Source organism: Amycolatopsis mongoliensis (genome assembly GCF_030285665.1).
GTDB lineage: Bacteria > Actinomycetota > Actinomycetes > Mycobacteriales > Pseudonocardiaceae > Amycolatopsis > Amycolatopsis mongoliensis.
The window spans coordinates 4,816,797-4,838,816 of the sequence record NZ_CP127295.1; the positions used below are offsets into that span (position 1 = coordinate 4,816,797).

Annotated in this window: 20 protein-coding genes and 1 riboswitch; of the genes, 10 read left to right on the forward strand and 10 right to left on the reverse strand. The window is 72.6% G+C overall.

Translation table 11 applies throughout. The features are described from left to right. The first annotated feature begins 98 nt into the window (after nt 1-98). The 3 genes from QRX60_RS23575 (at nt 99) to QRX60_RS23585 (ending at nt 3,335) form a co-directional block, all read left to right on the forward strand. Nucleotides 99-1,001: a DNA-3-methyladenine glycosylase family protein gene (locus QRX60_RS23575; protein WP_286002939.1), complete on the forward strand. Its 903-nt coding sequence runs from the start codon at nt 99-101 to the stop codon at nt 999-1,001. 284 nt (nt 1,002-1,285) lie between these two features. Beyond that, a complete protein-coding gene (locus tag QRX60_RS23580) occupies nt 1,286-2,047 on the forward strand; it encodes a M50 family metallopeptidase (RefSeq protein ID WP_286002940.1) in 762 nt (253 codons plus the stop codon). A gap of 55 nt (nt 2,048-2,102) precedes the next feature. Beyond that, nucleotides 2,103-3,335, forward strand: coding sequence for an aldehyde dehydrogenase family protein (locus QRX60_RS23585; RefSeq protein ID WP_286002941.1), 1,233 nt, complete (start codon nt 2,103-2,105; stop codon nt 3,333-3,335). 81 nt (nt 3,336-3,416) lie between these two features. Here QRX60_RS23585 and QRX60_RS23590 read toward each other — a convergent pair whose 3' ends face one another. Next, nucleotides 3,417-3,668 carry a hypothetical protein gene (locus tag QRX60_RS23590; protein ID WP_286002942.1) on the reverse strand — a complete coding sequence of 84 codons (252 nt, stop codon included), beginning with the start codon at nt 3,666-3,668 and terminating at the stop codon, nt 3,417-3,419. A gap of 88 nt (nt 3,669-3,756) precedes the next feature. Here QRX60_RS23590 and QRX60_RS23595 point away from each other — a divergent pair, with 88 nt between their 5' ends. Next, the gene (locus QRX60_RS23595) at nt 3,757-4,851 is read left to right on the forward strand and encodes a dihydrofolate reductase family protein (protein WP_286002943.1); all 1,095 of its coding nucleotides are present in this window, start codon (nt 3,757-3,759) and stop codon (nt 4,849-4,851) included. 35 nt (nt 4,852-4,886) lie between these two features. On the opposite strand, the gene QRX60_RS23600 is transcribed toward QRX60_RS23595, so the two are convergent. The 6 genes from QRX60_RS23600 to cobN form a co-directional block, all read right to left on the reverse strand. Continuing rightward, nucleotides 4,887-6,092, reverse strand: coding sequence for a chitinase (locus QRX60_RS23600; RefSeq protein ID WP_286002944.1), 1,206 nt, complete (start codon nt 6,090-6,092; stop codon nt 4,887-4,889). A gap of 704 nt (nt 6,093-6,796) precedes the next feature. Next, complete coding sequence (locus QRX60_RS23605; RefSeq protein WP_286002945.1) at nt 6,797-7,879, reverse strand: sensor histidine kinase; 1,083 nt, start codon at nt 7,877-7,879, stop codon at nt 6,797-6,799. Continuing rightward, a complete protein-coding gene (locus QRX60_RS23610) occupies nt 7,876-8,532 on the reverse strand; it encodes a response regulator transcription factor (protein WP_286002946.1) in 657 nt (218 codons plus the stop codon). The genes QRX60_RS23605 and QRX60_RS23610 overlap by 4 nt, the downstream gene beginning before the upstream one ends. A gap of 35 nt (nt 8,533-8,567) precedes the next feature. After that, nucleotides 8,568-10,442, reverse strand: coding sequence for an ArnT family glycosyltransferase (locus tag QRX60_RS23615; protein WP_286002947.1), 1,875 nt, complete (start codon nt 10,440-10,442; stop codon nt 8,568-8,570). 43 nt (nt 10,443-10,485) lie between these two features. Then, nucleotides 10,486-10,911 (reverse strand): hypothetical protein, encoded by a 426-nt coding sequence (locus QRX60_RS23620; RefSeq protein WP_286002948.1) that lies wholly within the window; start codon nt 10,909-10,911, stop codon nt 10,486-10,488. A 63-nt stretch (nt 10,912-10,974) separates the two neighbouring features. Then, complete coding sequence (gene cobN / locus QRX60_RS23625) at nt 10,975-14,556, reverse strand: cobaltochelatase subunit CobN (protein ID WP_286002949.1); 3,582 nt, start codon at nt 14,554-14,556, stop codon at nt 10,975-10,977. 49 nt (nt 14,557-14,605) lie between these two features. Further along, nucleotides 14,606-14,715, reverse strand: a riboswitch (cobalamin riboswitch). A gap of 92 nt (nt 14,716-14,807) precedes the next feature. Between cobN and QRX60_RS23630 the strand changes: the two genes are divergently transcribed. Continuing rightward, entirely contained in the window at nt 14,808-15,536 is a 729-nt protein-coding gene (locus QRX60_RS23630; RefSeq protein ID WP_286002950.1) for a hypothetical protein, read from the forward strand. Here QRX60_RS23630 and QRX60_RS23635 read toward each other — a convergent pair. From QRX60_RS23635 to QRX60_RS23645, 3 genes are read right to left on the reverse strand one after another with little or no spacing between them, the layout of a single operon-like run. Beyond that, nucleotides 15,533-15,766, reverse strand: coding sequence for a helix-turn-helix transcriptional regulator (locus tag QRX60_RS23635; protein WP_155541712.1), 234 nt, complete (start codon nt 15,764-15,766; stop codon nt 15,533-15,535). The two genes, QRX60_RS23630 and QRX60_RS23635, sit on opposite strands and share 4 nt — an antisense overlap. 2 nt (nt 15,767-15,768) lie before the next feature. Further along, on the reverse strand, nt 15,769-16,620 hold the full coding sequence (locus tag QRX60_RS23640) for an ABC transporter permease (protein WP_286002951.1): 852 nt from the start codon (nt 16,618-16,620) through the stop codon (nt 15,769-15,771). Next, nucleotides 16,617-17,543, reverse strand: a complete 927-nt coding sequence (locus QRX60_RS23645; RefSeq protein WP_286002952.1) for an ABC transporter ATP-binding protein — start codon at nt 17,541-17,543, stop codon at nt 16,617-16,619. Before QRX60_RS23645 ends, QRX60_RS23640 begins: the two co-directional genes overlap by 4 nt. 246 nt (nt 17,544-17,789) lie before the next feature. Between QRX60_RS23645 and QRX60_RS23650 the strand changes: the two genes are divergently transcribed. From QRX60_RS23650 to QRX60_RS23670, 5 genes are read left to right on the forward strand one after another with little or no spacing between them, the layout of a single operon-like run. Continuing rightward, nucleotides 17,790-18,104: a DUF6191 domain-containing protein gene (locus tag QRX60_RS23650; RefSeq protein WP_286002953.1), complete on the forward strand. Its 315-nt coding sequence runs from the start codon at nt 17,790-17,792 to the stop codon at nt 18,102-18,104. Nucleotides 18,105-18,108: 4 nt separating this feature from the next. After that, nucleotides 18,109-19,182, forward strand: a complete 1,074-nt coding sequence (locus QRX60_RS23655) for a precorrin-3B synthase (RefSeq protein WP_286002954.1) — start codon at nt 18,109-18,111, stop codon at nt 19,180-19,182. Beyond that, the gene (locus QRX60_RS23660) at nt 19,179-19,802 is read left to right on the forward strand and encodes a precorrin-8X methylmutase (RefSeq protein WP_286002955.1); all 624 of its coding nucleotides are present in this window, start codon (nt 19,179-19,181) and stop codon (nt 19,800-19,802) included. Before QRX60_RS23655 ends, QRX60_RS23660 begins: the two co-directional genes overlap by 4 nt. Continuing rightward, a complete protein-coding gene (locus QRX60_RS23665; protein WP_286002956.1) occupies nt 19,799-21,289 on the forward strand; it encodes a precorrin-2 C(20)-methyltransferase in 1,491 nt (496 codons plus the stop codon). Before QRX60_RS23660 ends, QRX60_RS23665 begins: the two co-directional genes overlap by 4 nt. Further along, nucleotides 21,268-22,008: a GNAT family N-acetyltransferase gene (locus tag QRX60_RS23670; protein ID WP_286002957.1), complete on the forward strand. Its 741-nt coding sequence runs from the start codon at nt 21,268-21,270 to the stop codon at nt 22,006-22,008. The genes QRX60_RS23665 and QRX60_RS23670 overlap by 22 nt, the downstream gene beginning before the upstream one ends. Nucleotides 22,009-22,020 lie beyond the last annotated feature (12 nt).

Here is a 22,020-nt window from a genome sequence, read left to right on the forward strand (position 1 = left end):
GAACGAGTGAAGAATCCGCGGGATCAGGCGTTCGAGACCCGGAATTGTCGGTGGTCCTGCCTAGCGTCGCAGGCGAGGTTCCGATCCGAGGAGGACAGATGACGATTGCCATGCTGGGCAGTGAAATCACGGTGCGAGGAGAGTTCGACCTGGCCGCGGCGGCCCGGTTCCTGACCGGCTTCGGCCCCGCGGGCCGGCCGGAAGCGGAGTCCGGCGCGCTGCGGGTGGCGTTCCCGCTCGACGGCGAGTGGACACCGGTGGGAGCGGTGCTGCGGCAGAGATCGCCCGGCGAGGTGGCGGTCGAGGTCCACGGGCCGCCGTCGCGGGCGGACGCGGTGGCGACGCAGGTGCGGCGGATGTGCTCGCTGGACGTCGACGGCACCGGGTTCGGGGAGGTCGGCGCCCGCGATCCGGTGGTGTCCCTGGTGCAGGGGATGCATCCGGGGTTGAGGCCGGTCCTGTTCGCGTCGCCGTACGAGGCGGCGTGCTGGGCGGTGCTGAGCCACCGGATCTGGATGACGCAGGCGGTCCGGCTGCGCCGTCGCCTGGCCGAGCGCCACGGCACGGAGGTCGACGTCGGCGGCAGCGTGCTGACGTCGTTCCCGGCGCCCGCGGTGCTGGCGGAGCTGGAGTACCTGCCGGGCTTGTCGGGGCCGAAGATGCAGCGCCTGCGAGGAATCGCCGAGGCGGCGGCCGATGGCCTGCTCGACGCGGCGATGTTGCGGGCGATGCCGGCGGAGGAGGCGCTGAAACAGCTTCAGCTCCTGCCGGGAGTGGGCCGCTTCAGCGCGGAGCTGATCCTGATCCGCGGCGCCGGCCACCCCGATGTGTTCCCCCGGGCGGAGACCCGCCTGCACGAGATCATGCGCGACGCGTACCACCTCCCGGACGCGGGAGCCGAGGAGCTGACGGAGATCGCCGACGCGTGGGCACCGTTCCGGAGCTGGGTGTCGTTCCTGTTCCGCGTGGAAGGCGAGGCGCGGATGAGGGAGTCCCGGTGAACTGACCAGCGGGTGGCCGAGGCGCGGGTCCGGCCTGCATGTGCCCTGTCCCAGCGGCTGTCGGCACCCGCCGAGGTCGCCGCTCGTCGGCCGGAAGCGAGCGCCGCCGGCCCGTTCGCGGGCCCCTCGGATCCCCGGCACCTGATCGCCGCCGACGGTCGCAGGGGCGCCCCGTCGACCACGCCACCAGGAAGGAGACCGCATCGACCCGATACCGGAACCGCCGGAACCCCCAGCGGTGGGGACTCACAGTAGCCAGATCTCGCCTGTGGTGAGGTGTCCGGGTGAACTCGCCCGTTCAACTCGCGCTCGGCGGTCCGGCCGGCACGGCCCTCCGCGCGGCCGCCACCACTCCGTCGCTGCTCGACCAGGCCCAGACGCCGGCCGTGATCACGCTGGTCGCCGGTGGGCTGGCGCTGCTGGTCGTGCTCGTCGGCGGGTCGCCTTGGCGGCTCGCGCGCAACGGCATCACCATCGTGCACGAGGCCGGGCACGCGCTGGCCGCGGTGCTGGTCGGGCGGCGTCTGCAGGGCATCAAGCTGCACTCGGACACTTCGGGCGTCACCGTCTCGCGCGGCAAGCCCGAGGGGCCGGGGATGGCCTTCACGGCGATGTCCGGGTACCTGGCGCCGTCGGTGCTCGGGCTGCTGTTCGCCAGCCTGCTGGGCGCCGACCTGGTCGGCCCGGTCCTCGTCCTGATCGCGCTGCTGCTGCTCGGTGTGCTGGTGATGATCCGCAACGCCTACGGGGTGTTCTCCGTCGTCGTCAGCGCCGTCGTGCTGGCGCTGGTCGCGTTCGTCGCGCCGGTCGAGGTGCAGGCTCCGTTCAGCTACCTCGTGACGTGGTTCCTGCTGTTCGGCGGTGTGCGACCGGTGCTCGAGCTGCAGGTCAAGCGGCGGCAGGGCCGGGCCCGCGACTCCGACGCCGACCAGCTGGGCCGGCTCACCGCGGTGCCGCCGGTGCTGTGGGTGCTGGTCTTCGCCGTGGCGACGGTCAGCTGTCTCATCGCCGGCGGGCTGTGGCTGCTGGAGCCCGTGGCCGCCTAGTCGCGCCCATGCGGCAAACTGGTCTCTCGCTGGTTCGCGCGGAGGGAGACGAACGATGGACGAGGTCGCCAAGGCCGTGGAGGAGTGCGCACGGGCGGCGAAGCTGGCCGCGCCGTCGCTCGCCGCTGCTTCCGCCGAGGCCGTCGACGCCGCGCTGACCGGGATGGCCGAGCGGCTGCTCGCGCACCGCGAGGAGATCCTGGAGGCGAACCAGGCCGACGTCGAGCGAGCGAAGGCCGGCGGGATGAGCGCCGGTCTGCTCGACCGGCTCACCATCACCCCGGAGCGGCTGACCGGCATGGCCGAGCAGCTGCGGCTGCTCGCCGGGGCCCCGCACCAGGAGCGGTCGGTCGACGTGTCCACCCTGGACGGCGGGCTGAAGCTGGTCGAGCGGCGCCGCCCGGTCGGCGTGATCGGCGCGAACTACGAGGCGCGGCCGAACGTGACCGTCGACGTGGCGTCGCAGCTGGTCAAGTCGCGCAACGCCGGCGTGCTGCGCACCGGCTCGGCCGCGCTCGGCTCGGCTCAGCGGCTGCGCGAGGTCGTCATCGCCCCGGCGCTGACCGAGGCCGGCATCGACGCCGACTGCGTCCAGCTCGTGCCGCGGGTGGAGCGTGAGGCGGCGTCCGCGCTGGTGCGGCTGCCGAACCTGGTTCCGCTCGTGATCCTGCGCGGCAGCGGCGACAGCACCCGGGCGCTGGCCACCGAGGCGGCCGTCCACGGCGTGCGCACGCTGGCCCACGCCGACGGCGGCGGCGTCCTGTACGTCGACCGCGGGGCGGACGTCACGAAGGTGCGCGACCTCGTCTACGCGAGCCTCGACCGGCTGGGCGTCTGCAACCGGCTGAACCTGCTGCTCATCCACGAGGGCATCCACGACGACGTGTGGCCGGCCATCGCCGAGGCGCTGGCCGAGCGGGGCGTCACGCCTTCGCTGGCGCCGCACGAGCACGCCATCGGCTACGAGTGGGCGCTGGACTCCGACCGCGAGGCGACCGTCACGGTCGCCAAGGTCGGCGCGCTCGCCGATGCCGTCGAGATCGCGAACGAGAAGACCTCGGGCCTGGCGGCGGGCATCGCCACCGACGACGCGGCGGCCGCCGACGCCTTCTTCGACGGCTACACCGGCACGGGCGTCTTCTGGAACGCCCCGACCCGCCTCCTCGACGGCTTCAAGCTGCTCGCGGTCCCGGAAACCGGCATCAACCTGGACAAGGTCCCCGGCCCCCGCGGCCCGGTGACGTACACGGACCTGTACGTCCGCCAGTACGCGGTCCTGCCCGCCTGAGCCCCGGGGACCAGCGCGCCTGCCGGTCGATGCGGCGGACATCCGCCGTGGAGGGCGCGACCGCGCCCTCCACGGCCACGGCTAGATCGTCGGTCCCATGCTCGCGAGCCGGCGGAGCTCCTTGACCGTGTCCGCCGCGTTCGTCACCAGCTCGGTGTCTTCTCCGACCTCGCCCGAGTAGCGGTAGATCGCGGTCGGGCCGTCGCTGATCGCGATCGCCGCGACCAGGCGGCCCTCCGGGTCGCGGGTGAGCCCGGTCGTCACCGACACCTCCCGGCCGACTGTGTCGACCGTGGTGAGCGTCCGCTCCTTGTACCAGCCTCGCGTGGTCATGTTCAGGAAACTCCGAAGGGGGTTGGGCTTGACGGGGATACGTCGTGAGACGCCCGGACCGCGCGAGGCGTTACGGCATACTGGGCCGGTGATCACCCGGCCGCACGTCCTGCTGTCCGCCGCGCAGTCGCTCGACGGCTTCCTCGACGACACCTCGCCCGAGCGGCTCGTACTGTCCACAGAGGACGATTTCGCCGTCGTGGACCGGTTGCGCGCCGAGGCCGACGCCATCTTCGTCGGGGCCGGAACCGTCCGGGCCGACAACCCGCGGCTGCTCGTGCGCTCTCCCGAGCTGCGGCGAAAGCGGCTGGAGCAGGGAAAGCCCGAACAGCCCGTCAAGGTCACCGTGACCACGCGCGGGCTCGACCCGGACGCGCAGTTCTTCACCGTCGGGGACACCGAAAAGATCGTCTACGCGCCGCCCGGGGCCGCCGACGCGCTGAAGCACGTCGCCACCGTCGTCGACGCCGGGGATCCGTCCGACTTCGGCCGCGTCCTCGACGACCTCGGGGCGCGCGGGATCGAGAACCTGCTGGTCGAGGGCGGCGGCGGGATCCACACCCGGTTCCTCACCGAAGGCCTCGCCGACGAGCTGCGGCTCGCGATCGCGCCGTTCTTCGTCGGGCAGCCGGACGCGCCGCGGTTCGTCGGGCCCGGCCTCTACCCGCGGCCGCTGACCCTGGTCAGCGCCGAAGAACTCCAGGGGATGGCGATCCTCCGGTACCGGGCCGCGGCCGAGCCGGATGGGCGGGACGTCCGGCGCCTGCGGGAAGCCATCGCGCTCGCCGCCGAGTGCCCGCCGAGCCACACCTTCCGGGTCGGGGCCGTCATCACCGACGCCGACGGCGAAGTCGTCGCGACCGGGCACTCCGGCGAGGGCGACCCCCTGAACCACGCCGAGGAAGCCGCGCTCGCGAAGTGTGCCGGTGACCCGCGCCTGGCCGGGGCGACGATGTACAGCTCCCTGGAGCCGTGCAGCAACCGCAGCTCCCACCCGCGCAGCTGCACGCAGCTCATCCTCGGCGCGGGGATCCCGCGGGTCGTCTTCGCGTGGCGCGAGCCGCCCGTCTTCGTCGACGCCCGGGGCACCGAGCTGCTGCGGGAAGCCGGGCGGCACGTCGTCGAGGTGCCCGCGCTGACCCCGGAGGTCCAGCGCGAGAACACCCACCTCGACTGGAAGTAGCCCGCGCGAGCCGGAGCTCGCGCGGGCCAAGCGGCTCAGCAGGCGCCGTTGTCGGTCCAGACGCCCCATTCGCCGGTCGTTCCCGGCTCCTCGCCCTGCGTCCACCACTTCGCGGTGAACTTGTGGCTGTTGTGCGCGACGACGTCGTCCTTGACGTAGACCTTCGTCCGGTCCCACTCCGCCGCGGTGCAGGAGCCGCCGCCCGGGGTGGTCGGGGTCGTCGTCGCGGTCGGGGTCGTCTGCGGCGGGGTCGCGCCGGCGAACCGGACGCTGAACTTCGTGAAGTCCCAGTCGTTCTGCGGGACGTTGCTGCAGACGCCGTTGTCGGTCGTCCCGACGCAGGCGCGGTCGCGGTTGACCGACCAGAACGTGAAGCGGCCGAGGCCGTGGCTGGTCGCGTAGTCGTAGACCGTCTGGAAGTCCGACGTGTAGAACATCTCCGAGGCGTCCGACTTGCCGTTCATCCCGGAGAAGCCTTCGTGCGAGTACGCGGTCGCGCTGTCCCAGCCCATGTGCGACATCAGCAGGCCGTGCAGCGCTTCGAGTGCGGACACCTGCGACGAGCCGCCGTTGAAGCCGCCGTCGAACGGCATGATCGAGAAGTTGTTGGGCGTGAAGCCGATCGACTTCGCCTGGTCGAGCAGCTGCGTGCCGAACCAGCCGGTGCCGGCCGCGGTGCCCGGCATGGTCACCGACACGAACAGGCCGGGGTTGTTGGCCTGCAACGTCTTCGCCGCGCCGAGCTCGTTCGCGATGGCCGCGGTGTTTTCGTACTCGGGCTCTTCGAGGTCGAAGTCGATCGCCTTGAGCGAGTACTTGGTGATGACCTGCTGGTACGCGGCGGCGGTCGCGGCCACGGTGCCGCAGGTCTGGCCGAGCTTCGTGCCGCCGTAGCCGCCGACGGACACCGAGACGTCGCCGCCCGCACCGCGGATCCGCGAGATCACGTTCGCGACGGCGGTGTCGGACGAGACGGCCGAGGTGCCGTCCCAGGTCGGGCTGCAGCCGCCGCCGTTGGGCGCGAGGATGAACGCGAGCTGGAAGGCCTTGAGGCCGGTCGCGTTCATCACGGTGATCGGGTCCGGTGGGTTGTTGCTCTGGGGCATCAGGTAGGGCGCCGCGGCGTACCAGTTGTTGCTCAACGCCGCGGTGGCCGAGGGCGCCCCGAGCACGAGGCTGACGGCGGTGGCGGCGAAAGTGGCGGCGGCGAGCCCGATGGCGGCCAGTCTGCTCCTGCGCATGATCTGTCCTCCCGGTGGGGTTCGAGTGGACAAACTATTGGACTAGACCATTGATTAAGTCAAGACGCGAAGGTCGGGTAGGGGGAATCGCCGGGCGAAAAGCGCCGGAATATCCGATATTGGTCCAGGAATCGAGCCGCGCGGGTGAGGCCGGGACGGGTCGACGCGGCAGAGGAAGCGGGAGAGTGCGGCGGCGGCCGGATTCGCGCGCGCGCCGAGACGAGGTTCGGCTCACGCCCATCCCACGGCAGCGAGGCGGCCGAGCCGGCGCACCGCGAGCGAATGGCGCGGATGGTCGGCACGAGCGGGCGGGGCGAGGGGTGAGCCGGTGACAATGCGGGCGAGCGGAACTGGTTTGCGACGGGCGGCCGGCCGCCGTGACGGGTGGGCAAGCGATAAGCAGCGCGGGCAATCGAGGGACGCAGGTGGGCGAGGTGGGCGCGGGTGCGGGCGAACAAGGGACGCAGGTGGGCGAGGCGGGCGCGGGCGTGGGCGTGGGCGTGGGCGTGGGCGATCGAGAGGTGCAGGTGGGCGGCGGGCGGTCAAGGGACGCAGGTGGGCGGCGGGGGGCAACCAAGAGGTGCAGGCAGGCAGCGGGGCGCGGGCGGTCGAGGGACGCAGGTAGGCGGCGCGCGAGGCGAGCGGCGCACGCGGCCCGGCAAGCGGCGAGACGCCGGCCCCCAGCGATGCGACCCTGCGAGCCCTCAAGCCCCCGGCAGCGACACGACCACCACCAAACCGCCTTCCGGCCGGGCCGTCGCCGCCACCTCCCCGCCGTGTGCGTGGGCCACCGAGCGGACGATCGACAACCCCAGCCCCGCTCCCTCCGCCGCCACCCGGGCTCGCCGGTGGAACGGGTCGAACAGGGCCGGGACCTCCGCCGGCGGGATCACCGGGCCGCTGTTGGCCACCTCCAGCTCCACCCGGCCCGGCAACGACCGGGTCGCCACCCGCACCCAGCCGCCCTCCACGTTGTGGCGGAGGGCGTTCTCCACCAGGTTGTGCGCCAGCCGCTCCAGCATCAGCGCGTCGCCCAGTGCCGTCGCCTCGCCGAGGTCCTCGGTCACCCCCGGTGGCACCACGTGCGCCACCACCGCCGCCAGGTCCACCGGGCAGCGCTCGGTCAGCGCGCTCTCGGACCGGGCCAGCAGCAGCAACCCGCTGATCAGCTTCTCGTGCCGGGAATTGATCTGCAGCAGCTTGCTGCCGAGCTGCCGGACGTCGTCCGACGCCGTGCGGCGGTGCATCGCCACCTCGACCAGCGAACGGTTCAACGTCAGCGGCGTGCGCAGCTCGTGCGACGCGTTCGCGACGAAGCGGCGCTGGGCGTCGAACGAGCGGTCGAGGCGCTCGACCATCACGTCGAACGCGTCGGCGAGGTCTTTCACCTCGTCGTCCGGGCCGCTCAATCCGATGCGCTCGTGGCCGCCCGGGTCGGCCGCCGCGGCGATGTGCCGGGCCGTGTCCGTCACCTTCCGCAACGGCGCCAGCGCGCGGCCCGCCACCAGCCAGCCCAGCCCCGCCGCCAGCACCGCCACCGCGCCGAGCGCGATCGCCCCCTGGGTCAGCAGCGACGTCGCCGCCGCCGCGCGCACCTGCCGCGCCTGCTCGTCGAGGGACTCCGGCGACGGCAGCGGCGGCAGGCCGGGCGGCACGGTGCCCGTGATGAACGTGACCCGCCGCCCGACCTGCTGCGTGAACAGCAGGTACGTGACGCCCAGCAGTGCCCCGCCCGCCAGCAGGAACAGGCCGCCGTAGAGCACCGTCAGCCGCAGCCGGAGACTCATCGGAGCCGGTAGCCGACCCCGGTGACCGTCTCCACCAGCGGTGGGTCACCGAGCTTGCGGCGCAGCTTGAGGATCGTGAGCCGGACCGCGCCGGTGAACGGGTCCGCGTGCTCGTCCCACGCCTTCTCCAGCAGGTGTTCCGCGGACACGGCGGCGCCTTCCGCGCGCAGCAGCTCGGCGAGCACGGCGAACTCCTTTTTGGACAGGGGGAGGTACCGCCCGTCGCGGAACACCTCGTGCCGCGCCGGATCGAGCGTGACGCCGGAGCGGCGCAGGACCGGCGGCGCGGCCGGGCGGCAGCGCCGCCCCAGCGACTGGATGCGCGCGGCCAGTTCGGGGAAGGCGAACGGCTTCGTCAGGTAGTCGTCGGCGCCGAGGGACAACCCGGCGACGCGGTCGGTGACCTCGACCGCCGCGGTGAGCATCAGCACCCGCGTCGCCGCCTCGGACGCGACCACCCGGCGGCAGACGTCGTCGCCGTGCACGACCGGCAGGTCCCGGTCGAGCACGACGACGTCGTAGTCGTGCACGGCGATCCGCTCGAGCGCCGCGCCGCCGTCGTGGGCGATGTCGACGGCGTGCGACTCGTCGCGCAGCCACTCCGCGATCGCGTCCGCGAGCATCGGCTCGTCCTCCACCACCAGCACCCGCATGCCCCGATGATCGCCGCGGTCGTGTTTCCTCGCCGTTAGCGGCACCGGTAGAGCGTGTCGGCGCCACCGATCCGCACCGGGCCGTCGCCCGGGGTGGATGCAGGCCGGCCGCCGTACGCGGCGGGGTCGACGGTCGTGCAGTGCTGCTCGATCCAGCGTTGGCGTTCGCCCTGGACGGCGCTGCGCTGCGGCATGCCCGGCACGGCGCCCGCGCCGCTCAGCACGTACCGCAGCTTGCCTTCGGCGAGCCAGCCGTCCAGCTGCGTGGTCGACGGCGCGTTGTCGCGGCCGCCGAAGCCGCCCATGCCGATCACGGTCGCGTCCGAGTCGATGAGGAACGGCGCGACCGCGCTCGCCTCGGCGTTCACCGCGAGGGTGATCTCGGTGCCGTCGCGGCGGGCGTAGTCGAGGATGCGCCGTTGTTCGCTTGACAGTGTGGCGGTGCCGTCCCCGCCGCCGGCGAGCATCAGCCGGGGCTGCGGTCCCCGTCCGCCGCCCGACGGCGCCGGCATCGGCGAGGGCGCCGCGCCCGGGCCGGTGGCGGGGCCGGCGGCGGGCAGCGTCCCGGCCGACGTGCTCTGCGCGGCGGCGTACGACCACACGGCGGGCGTGAGCAGCAGCGGCACCAGCGCGGCGACGAGCGCGCGTCGATGCGGCGCGACGACCAGCCACGCGACCGCGGCGACGCCCGTGCCGGCCACCGCCCAGCGCGTCCAGCCGTAGAACGACGGGTCGCGCGAAGTCAGGACGAACGCCCAGGCCGCGGTCAGCGCGACGACCAGGGGGAGCAGCGTCCGCCGGTGCCGGCGCCACAGCAGCGCCAGTCCGGCGGCGGAGACCGCGGCGAGGGCGGGGGCCATCGCCGTCGTGTAGTACGGGTGCCAGATGCCGTCGGCGAAGCTGAAGACGACGGTCGTCACCAGCAGCCAGCCGCCCCAGAGCAGCCAGCCGGCGTCACGCCACCGGCGGCCGAGGACGACCAGGACGACGAGCGCCGGCGGCAGCAGCCACGAGATCTGGCCACCGACGAGATCGTTGAACATCCGGCCCGGCCCGGGGTCGCCGCCGAACGACGACATGGTCTGCTGCCCGTTGCGCATGATCATCACGCCGCCGCCCTCGCCGTTGCCGGAGAGACGGCCGAAGCCGTTGTAGCCGAAGACGAGGTCCCACGCCGAGCCGTCTTCACTGCCGCCCATGTACGGCTTGGCGCCGGGCCACCAGTCGTGGAGCGCGATCCACCAGAACGACGAGACGACCAGAACCCCGCCGGCGCCGAGGACGTCCAGCAGACGGCGCTTGAGCGGCCCGGTCGTCCCGGCGAGGTAGGCGAGGACGAGGGCGGGCACGACGATCCACGCCTGCAGCATCTTGGTCAGGAAGCCGCAGCCGACGAAGAAAGCGCACCACCACAGCCATTTCCGGCCGTCTTCGAGCGCGCGGGTGAGCGCGTACGCGGCGGCGACGAGGAACAGGACGAGCAGCGTGTCGGGGTTGTTGTCGCGGTCGATGATCACGGTGACCGGCGTCAGCGCCAGGATCGTCGCGGCGAGGAGGGCGACGTTCTCCCCGGCCCACCGCCGGACGGTGCGGTGCAGCAGGAAGACCGCCGCGACGCCTTCGAGGACCTGCGGTAGCAGCAGCGCCCAGCCGTGGTAGCCGAAGATCAGGACGGAGATCGCCTGCGGCCACAGGGCCATCGGCGGTTTGTCGACCGTGACGACGCCGTAGGGGTCGAAGGAACCGAAGAGGAAGTTCGTGAAGCCGCCGGTCATCGACTTGACGGCGGCCGAGTAGTAGGTGTTGCCGAGCTGGCCGTCGCCGATCTTCCAGGCGTAGAGCACGGCGGCGCCGAGGCAGACGAGCGGAAGCGCCCAGGAGCGGGTCTTCGGGGGTGCGGCGGTGATCATGCCCGCCACCCAACTCCGGCCCGCGTTTCCCGGGCGTTTCCGGTCAGCTGTTGTCGTTCAGGAAGTCGTAGTCCTTGCACTCGCCGGCGTGGTACCGGTCGTCTTCTTTCCAGTACCGGCAGAACTTGAAGCCGACGCGGCTCTCGGGCAGGTTGTAGACACCGCCGTCGGCCGCGCTCTTGGTGACGCAGTTGCCGTTGCCGCCGACGTGCATGCTGTAGAGGACGTAGCCGTCTTCCGGCGTTCCCTTGTAGACGTAGATGATGACGCCGCGGCCGTCGGCGTCGGTGTCACAGATGTGAACGCGGTCGCCTTCCTCGGTGAAGACGCCTTCGCCGCTCCAGCCGGTCACGTCGCCGAAGGCGTCCCCGGTGTGCATGTGCTTCGTGTGGTCGGCGGCCGAGGCCGGCGACGCGAACGAGAGCACGGCGATCAGTGCCGCGGCGGCTACGCCGAGTACCTTTTTCAAGTCTTCGTCCTTCCTGGGTGGGGAAGGGAAGCGTAGCCGTCGCGGCCTGCAGTTCGCTTGCAGTCACTCGGATTCGAGGTCGCCTTCCAACGACAGGTACACCTCGCGCATGCGAGCCAGCAGCTCCGGGTCCGGCTCCTCCCACAGCCCGCGGTCCGCGGCCTCGTTCAGCCGTTCCACGATCCCCCGCAAAGCCCACGGATTGGCCTGCCGCAGGAACTCCTGGTTCACCTCGTCCAGCACGTACGACTCGGTCAGCTTCTCGTACATCCAGTCGCCGACGACCCCGGCCGTCGCGTCGAAGCCGAACAGGTAGTCCACCGTCGCCGCCAGCTCGAACGCGCCCTTGTAGCCGTGCCGCCGCATCGCCGCCAGCCAGCGCGGGTTCACCACCCGCGCGCGGAACACCCGGGCCGTCTCCTCGCCCAGCGTCCGCGTGCGGACGGAGTCCGGTGAAGTGCTGTCGCCCACATAGGACGCCGGGGCCGTGCCCGTCAGGGCCCGGACCGTCGCGATCATCCCGCCGTGGTACTGGAAGTAGTCGTCCGAGTCCGCGATGTCGTGCTCGCGCGTGTCCGTGTTCTTCGCCGCCACCACGATGCGCTTGTACGAGTTCTCCATGTCCTCGCGCGCCGGGCGCCCGTCCAGGTCGCGGCCGTACGCGAACCCGCCCCAGACCGCGTACACCTCCGCCAGGTCCTTGTCGTCGCGCCAGTTCCCGCTGTCCATCAGCGGCAGGAGGCCCGCGCCGTACGCGCCCGGCTTCGAGCCGAAGATCCGCGTCGTCGCCCGGCGGGTGTCCCCGTGAGCCGCCAGGTCGGCAGCCACGTGCGCGCGGACGTAGTTCTCCGAATCCGGTTCGTCCAAGCCGGCCACCAGCCGCACCGCGTCGTCGAGCATCGTGATCACGTGCGGGAACGCGTCGCGGAAGAAGCCGCTGATCCGGATCGTGACGTCGATGCGCGGCCGGCCCAGTTCGGCCGGCGGGATCGCCTCGATGCCCGTCACCCGGCGGGAAGCCTCGTCCCATACCGGCTGGACGCCCAGCAGCGCCAGGACTTCCGCGGCGTCGTCGCCGGACGTCCGCATCGCCGACGTCCCCCACACCGACAGCCCGACCGACCGCGGCCAGTCCCCGTTGTCCTCCCGGTAGCGGCGGAGCAACGAGTCCGCCAGCGCCTGCCCGGTCTCCCAGGCCAGCCGGCTCGGGATCGCCTTCGGGTCGACCGTGTAGAAGTTCCGCCCGGTCGGCAGCACGTTGACCAGCCCGCGCAACGGCGACCCGCTCGGGCCGGCGGGGATGTAGCCGCCGTCGAGGGCGTGCACCACGGCGTCGAGCTCGCCGGTAGTCCCCGCCAGCCGGGGCACGATCTCCTCCGCCGCGAACGAAAGAACCCGCGCGACCTGCGGGTCCGGCGCCACCGAAGCCACCGCCGTGGCGTCCCAGGCGCGCATCTCCATCGTCTGCACCAGCTCGCGCGCCGTCTTCTCGACCGCGTCCACTTCGGACATCGGCGCGTCTTCCTTGAGCCCCAGTGCCGACCGCAGTCCCGGCACCGCACCCTGCTTGCCACCCCACATCTGGGACGCCCGCAGCATCGCCAGCACCAGGTTGACGCGGGCCTCGCCGGTCGGCGCCGCGCCCAGGACGTGCAGCCCGTCGCGGATCTGGGCGTCCTTGACCTCGCACAGCCAGCCGTCGATGTGCAGCAGGAAGTCGTCGAACTCCGCGTCGTGCGGCCGTTCGTCGATGCCGAGGTCGTGGTCCAGCTTCGCGGCCTGGATGAGCGTCCAGATCTGGGCGCGGATCGCGGGCAGCTTCGCCGGGTCCATCGCCGCGATGTTCGCGTGCTCGTCGAGCAGCTGCTCCAGCCGCGCCATGTCACCGTAGGACTCCGCGCGCGCCATCGGCGGGATCAGGTGGTCGACGATCGTCGCGTGCGCCCGCCGCTTCGCCTGCGCGCCCTCGCCCGGGTCGTTGATGAGGAACGGGTACACCAGCGGCAGGTTCCCGAGCACGGCGTCCGGCGCGCACGACGCCGAGAGCCCGGCCGTCTTGCCCGGCAGCCACTCCAGCGACCCGTGCTTGCCCAGGTGGACCACGGCGTGTGCGCCGAACTCCTCCTCCAGCCAGCGGTACGCGGCCAGGTAGTGGTGGCTCGGCGGCAGGTCCGGGTTGTGGTAGATCGCGACGGGGTTCTCGCCGAACCCGCGCGGCGGCTGGATCATGATGATGACGTTGCCGCTCTGCAGCGACGCCAGCACGATGTCCCCGTTGTCGACGTACAGCTCACCGGGGGCCGGGCCCCAGTGCTCCTCCATGGCGTCGCGCAGTTCCGCGGGCAGCGCGGCGAACCACTCGCGGTAGCGGGACGCGGGGACCCGGATCGGGTTCCCGGCCAGCTGCTCCTCCGTCAGCCACTCCGGGTCCTGACCGCCCGCGGCGATCAGCGCGTGGATGAGCACATCTCCATCAGGCTGCACAGTGCCGTCGGGCTGGTATGTGCCGGTCGGGTCGACGCCCGGGAACGCGTCCGCACCCAGGTCGTAGCCCAGCGCGCGCATCCGCCGCAGCAGCTCGATCGCCGACGCGGGTGTGTCCAGCCCGACCGCGTTGCCGACGCGAGAGTGCTTCGTCGGGTACGCGGACAGCATCAGCGCGATGCGCCGCTCGGCTGCCGGGGTGTGCCGCAGGCGAGCGTGCGCGAGCGCGATCTTCGCGACGCGGGAAGCGCGTTCGGTGTCCGGCACGTACCGGGGGAGGCCGTCGGCGTCCAGCTCCTTGAACGAGAACGGCACCGTGATCAGCCGCCCGTCGAACTCCGGGACGGCCATCTGGTTCCCGGCGTCGAGCGGCGACAGGCCGTCGTCACTGGCGGCCCACGTCTCGCGGTCGCTGGTCAGGCAGAGCGCCTGCAGGATCGGGACGTCGAGGGCGGCCATCTCGGCGACGTCCCACGCCTCGTCGTCACCCCCGGCCCCCACCTCGGACGGCCGCGTGCCGCCCGCCGCGAGCACCGTGACGAGCAGGGCGTCGACCTTGCCCAGCTCGGCCATCATCTCGGGCTCGCGCGTACGCAGCGAAGCGGTGTAGATCGGCAACGCGCGCCCGCCCGCGGCTTCGATCTGGTCGGCGAGCGTGTGGACGAAGTTCGTGTTCCCGGACAGGTGGTGCGCCCGGTAGTACAGGATCCCGATGACCGGGCCCTCGGCCTTCGCGGGACGCTCGAGCACGCCCCACGTGGGCTGTTCCGCGGGCGGCTCGAAGCCGTCGCCGGTGAGCAGGAGCGTGTCGGAGAGGAACCGGTGCAGCTGGGTGAGGTTCGCCGGGCCGCCCTGCGCGAGGTAGGCGTGGGCTTCGGCGGCGATGCCGGCCGGGACGGTCGAGAGCTTCATCAGCTCGGCGTCCGGCGTCTGCTCCCCGCCCAGGACGACGACGTGCGCGCCCGACGCCAGCAGCGTGTCCAGGCCCTCCTGCCAGGTCCGCGGGGTGCCGAGGATGCGGACGACCACGATGCGCACACCGTCGAGCAGGCCCGGCAGCCCGGCGACGTCGAGCCGCGCGGGGTTGCCGAGGCGCCATGCGCCCTCGGCCGAACGGGCGCTGAGCAGGTCGGTGTCCGAAGTGGACAGAAGCAGGATCACGAGGTTCCTCCTCGGGGTCCGCGCCCCGGGTAGACGGGCGCGCCGGCCGGAGTTCCTGGCTCCCGGAGACCCGCCGACGCACTCCCTCCCGCGGAGGCGGCATCGACCCAGTCTCCGGTGACAGTGGCGGGACCGCCCCGGACTCTCACCGGGTTCCTCCACCTGCCGACGCGTGGGTATCGGCTCCACTCTCCGGTGCCGGTCGAGGTGCGTCAAGGTGACGTTGACCGGGCGCTCGGTAACCTGGCGGCTTGGAAGCCTTCCTCCGCGACTTCGCCGCCGCCCAGTCCAGCCGCCAGCGCTACCGCCGGGCGACCGCCGACGAGCTGGCGGCCGCCGAAGCCGGGTTCGCCGCGTTCCTCGACCGGGCCCCGCACCACCTCGGCGAGCTGGGGTTCTCGGTGCGGGACGGCTCGCTCGCCGTCCAGGAGCCCGGCTCCGAGCGGGCCTGGGGCCTGTACGTCATCGACCGCTCGGCGCCGCCGTCGCTGGTGGTCGAGGCGCCGCACGCTTCTTCCGACCTGCGCACCGAACTGATCGGCCTCGAGCTCTTCCGGCGAACCCCGGGCGCGATCCTCGCGGTCGGCGGCGCGCACCGCCGCCGGGAGGATCCCGCGCACGACACCGGGACCGTCTTCCACGTCGTCACCACGCTGCTGGCCCGGCGCGGCCTGCCCCAGGTCCAGCTGCACGGCTTCAACGACACCACGCTCAGCTCGGCGGACGTCGTGCTCTCCGCCGGGGCCGCCGAAGCCGGGGACGCCGTCCGCCGCGCGGCCGACCGGCTCGCCGCCGCCGGGTTCCGCGTCTGCCGGGCCTGGGACGAGCCGTGCCGGGGCCTGGCCGGCACCACGAACGTGCAGGGCCGGGCCGCCGGGGGCAGTCCGTTCCTGCACGTCGAACTGAACCGGACCGTCCGGGAGGACCGCCGCGACGAGGTCGTCCGTGCGCTCGCCGAGGCGGACCTCGCCAAGCCCTAGGCGGACTGTTCTCCCAGGCGGGGGAAGGGTTTCGTGGAGAACAGGACCTCCAGCGGGACCTCGAAGAACTCCGCGATCCGCAGGGCCACGAACAAGCTCGGGCTGTACTCGCCGCGCTCCAGGTAGCCGATCGTCTGGTAGTGCACGCCCAGCGCCTCCGCCAGCTGGCGTCGCGAGATCGACCGCTCCGCGCGCAGCATCGCGATCCGGTTGTAGACGACCTCACTCATGACTACCCCACACGCTGCATGGCCTTCTCCCGCCGTTCGGCCACCGACGAACCCGCTTCCCGCCGCGCCATGCGGCGGAGCAGCGCCGGGGCCAGGGCCAATCCGATCACGGACCACGCGACGAGCACGGCCAGGGTCGGCAACGGCCGCCACGACCGGCCGATCTCGACGACCACCGCGCTGTCGGGCAGCAGCGCCGAGCGCATCCCGAGACCCAGCCAGTACATCGGGAAAACCTGGGCGATGTCCTGCACCCACTCCGCCAGCGCGGTGATCGGGTAGAAGATCCCCGAGATCGCGCCCAGGCCCATGATCGGCAGCGTGATCAGCGCGATGGACCGCGGGCTGTTGGTGAGCGAGCCCAGCGCGGCCCCGAGCGGCAGGGTGGCGACCAGCCCGAGCGCCAGCACCCACAGCAGGTGCAGGTACGACCAGACGCCGTCCGGGGCCAGCGAATCGAACAGGAACAGGCACGGGACCAGGACCAGCAGGATGCCGGTGACCTGCGCCATCGCCACCGCCGTCGTCTTCCCGACCAGGTAGCCGAGCATGCCGTTCGGCGTCGCCTTCGCGCGCAGCAGCGTGCCGTCCTCGCGGTCGATGGCGAGGTAGCCCGCGGTGCTGTTCAGGCCGTTGAACACGATCCCGGCGCCGAGCACGCCGGGCACGGTGGCCGCGCCGAGCGAGAACCCGGTGCCGGGCAGGGTCGCGTTCCGCATGAAGAACAGCGTGCCGAGGAAGAGCGCGACGAAGACCAGCTGCCCGACGACGTCGTCGCGGTTGGTCCACGTCTGCTTGAACTCGATCCAGCCGCGGGCCACCCCGGTCCGCAGCGCGGCGGTCCTGGCGTTCATCGCGCACCCGCTTCCTGGAGGCCGAGCTCCGTCTCGCCGCCGGCTTCGGCGCGGTGGACCAGCGTCATGTAGGTGTCCTCGAGCGACGCCCGCCGGACCTCGAGGTCCGCGACGGCTTCGCCGTGCTGCTTGAACAGGTCGTACACGTACTTCGTCGCTTCGGTCGTCGCGTGGACGAAGCGCTGGCCGCCGACCGTCCAGCGGACCTCGGCCTCGCCGGAGATCTGCCGGGACAGCGCGTCGGCCGAGCCGTCGGCGATGATGCGCCCGCCGTTGAGGATGAGGATCCGGTCGGCCAGCTTCTCGGCCTCGTCGAGGTCGTGCGTGGTGAGCAGGATCGTGGTGTCGAGCTCGTCGGACAGCCGGTGCACCAGGTCGTGGAACTCGCGGCGCGCCTCCGGGTCGAAGCCCGCGGTCGGCTCGTCGAGGAACAGCAGCTCGGGGCGCCCGACGATGCCGATCGCGACGTCGAGCCGCCGGCGCTGGCCACCCGAGAGGTTCTTGATCTTCTTCTGCGCGTGCTCGGTGAGCCCGACGGCCGCGATCAGCTCGTCGGCGTCCCACGGCCGCGGCTGCGCCTGCGTCGAGTAGGGCGCGTAGTACCGGCCGAGGTGCGCGAGCAGCTCCCGCACGCGCCACTTCCCGTGGTCGCGCCAGGACTGGAGCACGACCCCGAGTCGCGCCCGCCAGTCCTCGCCGCCGTGCGCCGGGTCGGCCCCCAGCACGCTCACTTCGCCCGCCGACCGCATCCGGAAGCCCTCGAGGATCTCGATCGTCGTCGTCTTGCCCGCGCCGTTCGGCCCGAGCAGGCACACGACCTCGCCCCGGTGGGCCTGGAACTCGACGCCGTGGAGCACGTCGTTCGTGCCGTAGCGCATCCGCAGCCCGCGCACGCGGACCACGGGGACTGCTGGATCTCTCATGTGCCAACCCCCATCGGACTGATGTGATCGAATGTAGCACACCTACTACATTCGATCAGACTCCTGCTGTGATGAAGATGGGGCGTGTGCGGCCGGAGACGACGTGAATGACTCATTTACGTCGTCTGGTGACAGGAATGAGTCATTCACGACGCCTGGGTCGCCGCCCTCCGCGACCAGGACACATTCGTTCGAGAAACTTCGCCGAACCGGGAACTTGACCCGCGGTCATCCGGTTCGCCGGGCATGGGTACTTGGCTGGGGCTCGCTCTCCCGGGCGGCGTCGTGATCCTGCTGGTCATGGCCGCGATCGAACTGCGGCCGCGCAAGAACGGCTCGCGCTTCAAGGCCCGGCTGTCCGCGACGTACGTCGAGGAGACCACCGCGTTCCTCTACGGCACCAAGCGGCGTGAGCTGGAACACCGGGAAACGATGTCGATGCTCGTCGAGCAGGACGCCGAGGGCGCGCCTCCCTGGCGTGACGTGGACCTGGACGCCGGGATCGCCCGGATCCGGCCGCGCGCGGACCCTCCGGAGCCGGAAAACCGCCAGCTACAGTGACCTCATGCCGACCCCAGCACGTGTGCGAGCCGACGCGTGCCCGGGAGTTTTCGCTCCCCACGACGCCGCCGACGGCCCGTTGGCCCGGGTGCGCCTGCCCGGCGGCACGATTTCCGCACCGCAGCTGCATGCGCTGGCGGACTGCGCCGAGGCGTGCGGCGACGGCGATCTCCACCTCACCTCGCGCGGCAACGTCCAGCTGCGCGGCGTCACCCGGCCCGGCCTCGCGGCGCGGCTGGCCGACGCCGGCCTGCTGCCTTCGCCGTCGCACGAGCGGGTGCGGAACGTCCTCGCGTCGCCGTTGAGCGGGGTGCGCGGCGGGCTCGCCGACGTCCGGGGCCTGGCGCACGACCTCGACGCCGTGCTCTGCGCGACCCCGGAGCTGGCCGAACTGCCGGGCCGGTTCCTCTTCGCCTTCGACGACGGCCGCGGTGACGTCGCCGGGGAAGGCGCCGACGTCTGCTGGCGGGCGACCGGCCCGGCCGAGGGCACCCTGCTGCTCGCGGGCGGCGACACCGGACGTCGCGTGGTTCGTGCCGACGCCGTCCCGGTGCTGGCCGAGGTCGCGCTGGAGTTCCTCCGCGTGCGTGGGTCCGCCTGGCGCGTCGCCGAGCTGGACGACCCGGCTTGGCGCGGAACACCTGTGCCGCGGAGCGCGACAGAGGTCCCGGCCGGGCTCATCGAGCGGGATGGCGGCTTCGCGGCGGGCGTCGTACCCCGCTTCGGGCAGCTGAGCGCCGCTCAGGCGCGGACCCTCGCCGAGTACGGTCCGGCTCTGGTCACGCCGTGGAAGTCGCTGGTCCTGCCGGACGTGCCCGCCGACGTCTTCGAGCGGCTGGGCTTCGGTGGCGAGCCGCTCGGCACGAGCGCGTGCATCGGCCGGTCCGGCTGCGCGAAGTCGCGCGCCGACGTCCGCGCCGACGCCGTCTTCCGGCCGGGCCTGCGCGCACACTTCTCGGGCTGTGAACGGCGGTGCGGGAAGCCGTCGCAGTCCCATGTGGACGTCGTCGCCGAAGCGGGCGGCTATCGCATCGACGGCCGGTGGGTGCCGCTCGACGAGATGGAAGGGAAGCTGTGATCGACTACCTGCGGGACGGTGCCGAGATCTACCGGCACTCGTTCGCCACGATCCGCGAGGAGGCGGACCTGGCGATCCTGCCCGACGACGTGGCGGGCCTGGCGGTCCGGATGATCCACGCCTGCGGCATGGTCGATCTGGTCGACGACCTGCGCTACACGCTCGACGTCGTCGAGTCCGGCCGCGCCGCGCTCGAAGCGGGTGCGCCGATCCTGTGCGACGCGCAGATGATCGCCAGCGGCGTCACCCGGCGTCGCCTGCCCGCGGGCAACGAAGTCGTCTGCACGCTGCCGGACCCCCGTGTCCCGTCCCTCGCCGAGCGGATGGGCACGACGCGCTCGGCGGCGGCCCTGGAACTGTGGCGCGACAAGCTGCCCGGCTCGGTGGTGGCGATCGGCAACGCGCCGACCGCGCTCTTCCGCCTGCTGGAGATCCTCGACGAAGGCGTAGGCGCGCCCGCGGCGATCATCGGCGTGCCGGTCGGGTTCGTCGGCGCCGCGGAGTCCAAAGTGGAGCTTGCCAAGCTGGCACCGGCGCCCTACCTGGTGGTGCACGGGCGCCGGGGCGGCAGCGCGATGGCCGTCGCCGCGATCAACGCCCTCGCGAGCGCCGAAGAATGACCGGGACGCTCTACGGCGTCGGGCTCGGCCCCGGCGACCCGGAACTGATGACGGTCAAGGCGGCGCGGCTGATCTCCGAAGCTTCGGTGATCGCCTACCACTGCGCGCGCCACGGGCGGAGCATCGCGCGGTCGGTCGCCGAGCCGTACCTGCGCGAGGGGCAGATCGAGGAGAAGCTCGTCTACCCGGTCACGACCGAGACGACCGACCACCCCGGCGGGTACGAGGGCGCGATCGCGGACTTCTACGAGCTGAGCGCGAAGCGGCTCGCCGAGCACCTCGACGCGGGACGTGACGTCGTCCTGCTCTGCGAAGGCGACCCGTTCTTCTACGGCTCGTACATGTACATGCACGAACGGCTTTCCGGCCGGTTCCCGGCCGTGGTCGTGCCGGGGGTGACGTCGGTGAGCGCGGCGTCGTCGGTGCTCGGGCGGCCGCTGGTGCAGCGCGACGAGGTGCTGACCGTGCTGCCGGGCACCCTGCCGGCGCCGGAGCTGGCCCGGCGGCTCGCGGACACCGACGCGGCGGCGGTGCTGAAGCTGGGCCGCACGTTCGGCTCGGTGCGGGAGGCCTTCGAAGAGGCCGGGAAGCTGGACGACGCCGTCTACGTGGAGCGCGCGACCTGGGGGCAGCAGCGGATCGAGCCCCTCGCTTCGGTGGATCCTTCGACGGTGCCGTACTTTTCGCTCGCCTTGCTGCCTTCGCCGGCCTATGCGTCACGGGTTTCGCCCGCACCTGATCTCGTTCCGGCTGCCGGGGGAGCGGGCGAGGTGGTCGTGGTCGGGCTCGGCCCGGCGGGTCCGGAGTGGCTGACGCCGGAGGCCGCGGCGGAGCTTGCGGCCGCCGAGCACGTCGTCGGGTACGGGCCGTATGTCGCGCGCGTGCCGCAGAAGGCGGGGCAGCGGCGGCACGCGTCGGGCAACCGGGTCGAGGCGGAGCGGGCGGTCGAGGCGCTGACGCTGGCGGCTTCGGGGGCGCGGGTCGCGGTGGTGTCCTCGGGTGACCCGGGGGTGTTCGCGATGGCGTCGGCAGTGCTGGAGCAGGTGTCCTCGGGGCACGGCGCGGGTGTCCGGGTGCGGATCGTCCCGGGCGTGACGGCGGCCCAGGCGGCGGCGTCGCGCGTCGGCGCCCCGCTCGGGCACGACTACTGCGTGCTGTCGTTGTCGGATCGGCTGAAGCCGTGGGAGATCATCGAGAAGCGTCTCGACGCGGCGGGCGCGGCGGATCTGGTGCTGGCGCTGTACAACCCGGCGTCCCGCTCCCGGACGACACAGCTGGCGGACGCTCGCTCGGTCCTGCTCCGCCATCGGGCCCCGGAGACGCCGGTCGTGGTGGCGCGGGACGTCGGCGGACCGGAGGAGGACATCCGGGTCACGACGCTGGGTGCGCTCGATCCGTCCACTGTGGACATGCGCTGCCTGCTGATCATCGGCTCGTCGCGGACCCGGGTGGAGAACGGGGTGGTGTGGACTCCGCGCAGCTATTGACGTCCGATGTACGCCGGGCGGAGCGGGCGCTGCACCGCCGGACCTCGATGGCGTGCGAGGCGGCGTCGGCGGCCGGGGTGCCGGGCCGGTTCCGGGCGTGGGACGAGGACGGGTTGCTGGCGGTGCTGGCGACGGATCCCGCGCTCGGGTACCTGTCGACGGTGTCCGGGGTGACGCCGGAGACACTGCCCGCGGTGGCCGGCTTCGTGCACAAGCCCGGCTGGGACGGCGCCGAACCGACCGTGGTGGCGCCGGCCGGGCTGCCGGTGCCGGGACTGGTGCCGGCGGGCGAGCGCATCCTGGCCGTCCTGCGGCTGGAGCCCGCGCCGGCACCGGCGCCGGAGGCAGTCGACGAAGACACCTTCCTGCGAGTCCTGCTGGCGGGCTTCGAGGCGCACGGGACGGTCGCGGCGTTCATGGCCGCGGAACACCGGCACCCGCGCATGCGGCGGTTCCAGGTGCTGGACGGGCCGACGCCGATCGCCGCCGCGGGCATGACGCTCCACGACGACGTCGCGGTGCTGGGCGCGGCTTCGACCCTGCGCGAGCACCGGGGCCGGGGCGCGCAGCCGCAGTTGCTGCGCCGCCGCTTGGAAGTGGCCGCCGCGGAGGGCTGCACCCTGGCCGTGGCGACGGCCCGCCCGGGCTCGCCCAGCGCGGCCAACCTCGAGCGGGCCGGGTTCCACCTCCACCGCCGCACGGCGTGGCGGAAACCCTGACCCAGCAGGTCT

What these genes read in the sequence shown, in the direction of transcription:
- QRX60_RS23575 (WP_286002939.1), top strand. Translation starts at nt 99, where the DNA reads ATGACGATTGCCATGCTGGGCAGTGAAATCACGGTGCGAGGAGAGTTC.
- QRX60_RS23585 (WP_286002941.1), top strand. Translation starts at nt 2,103, where the DNA reads ATGGACGAGGTCGCCAAGGCCGTGGAGGAGTGCGCACGGGCGGCGAAG.
- QRX60_RS23590 (WP_286002942.1), bottom strand. Translation starts at nt 3,668, where the DNA reads ATGACCACGCGAGGCTGGTACAAGGAGCGGACGCTCACCACGGTCGAC.
- QRX60_RS23600 (WP_286002944.1), bottom strand. Translation starts at nt 6,092, where the DNA reads ATGCGCAGGAGCAGACTGGCCGCCATCGGGCTCGCCGCCGCCACTTTC.
- QRX60_RS23605 (WP_286002945.1), bottom strand. Translation starts at nt 7,879, where the DNA reads ATGAGTCTCCGGCTGCGGCTGACGGTGCTCTACGGCGGCCTGTTCCTG.
- QRX60_RS23610 (WP_286002946.1), bottom strand. Translation starts at nt 8,532, where the DNA reads ATGCGGGTGCTGGTGGTGGAGGACGAGCCGATGCTCGCGGACGCGATC.
- QRX60_RS23615 (WP_286002947.1), bottom strand. Translation starts at nt 10,442, where the DNA reads ATGATCACCGCCGCACCCCCGAAGACCCGCTCCTGGGCGCTTCCGCTC.
- QRX60_RS23635 (WP_155541712.1), bottom strand. Translation starts at nt 15,766, where the DNA reads ATGAGTGAGGTCGTCTACAACCGGATCGCGATGCTGCGCGCGGAGCGG.
- QRX60_RS23640 (WP_286002951.1), bottom strand. Translation starts at nt 16,620, where the DNA reads ATGAACGCCAGGACCGCCGCGCTGCGGACCGGGGTGGCCCGCGGCTGG.
- QRX60_RS23645 (WP_286002952.1), bottom strand. Translation starts at nt 17,543, where the DNA reads ATGAGAGATCCAGCAGTCCCCGTGGTCCGCGTGCGCGGGCTGCGGATG.
- QRX60_RS23650 (WP_286002953.1), top strand. Translation starts at nt 17,790, where the DNA reads ATGGGTACTTGGCTGGGGCTCGCTCTCCCGGGCGGCGTCGTGATCCTG.
- QRX60_RS23655 (WP_286002954.1), top strand. Translation starts at nt 18,109, where the DNA reads ATGCCGACCCCAGCACGTGTGCGAGCCGACGCGTGCCCGGGAGTTTTC.
- QRX60_RS23665 (WP_286002956.1), top strand. Translation starts at nt 19,799, where the DNA reads ATGACCGGGACGCTCTACGGCGTCGGGCTCGGCCCCGGCGACCCGGAA.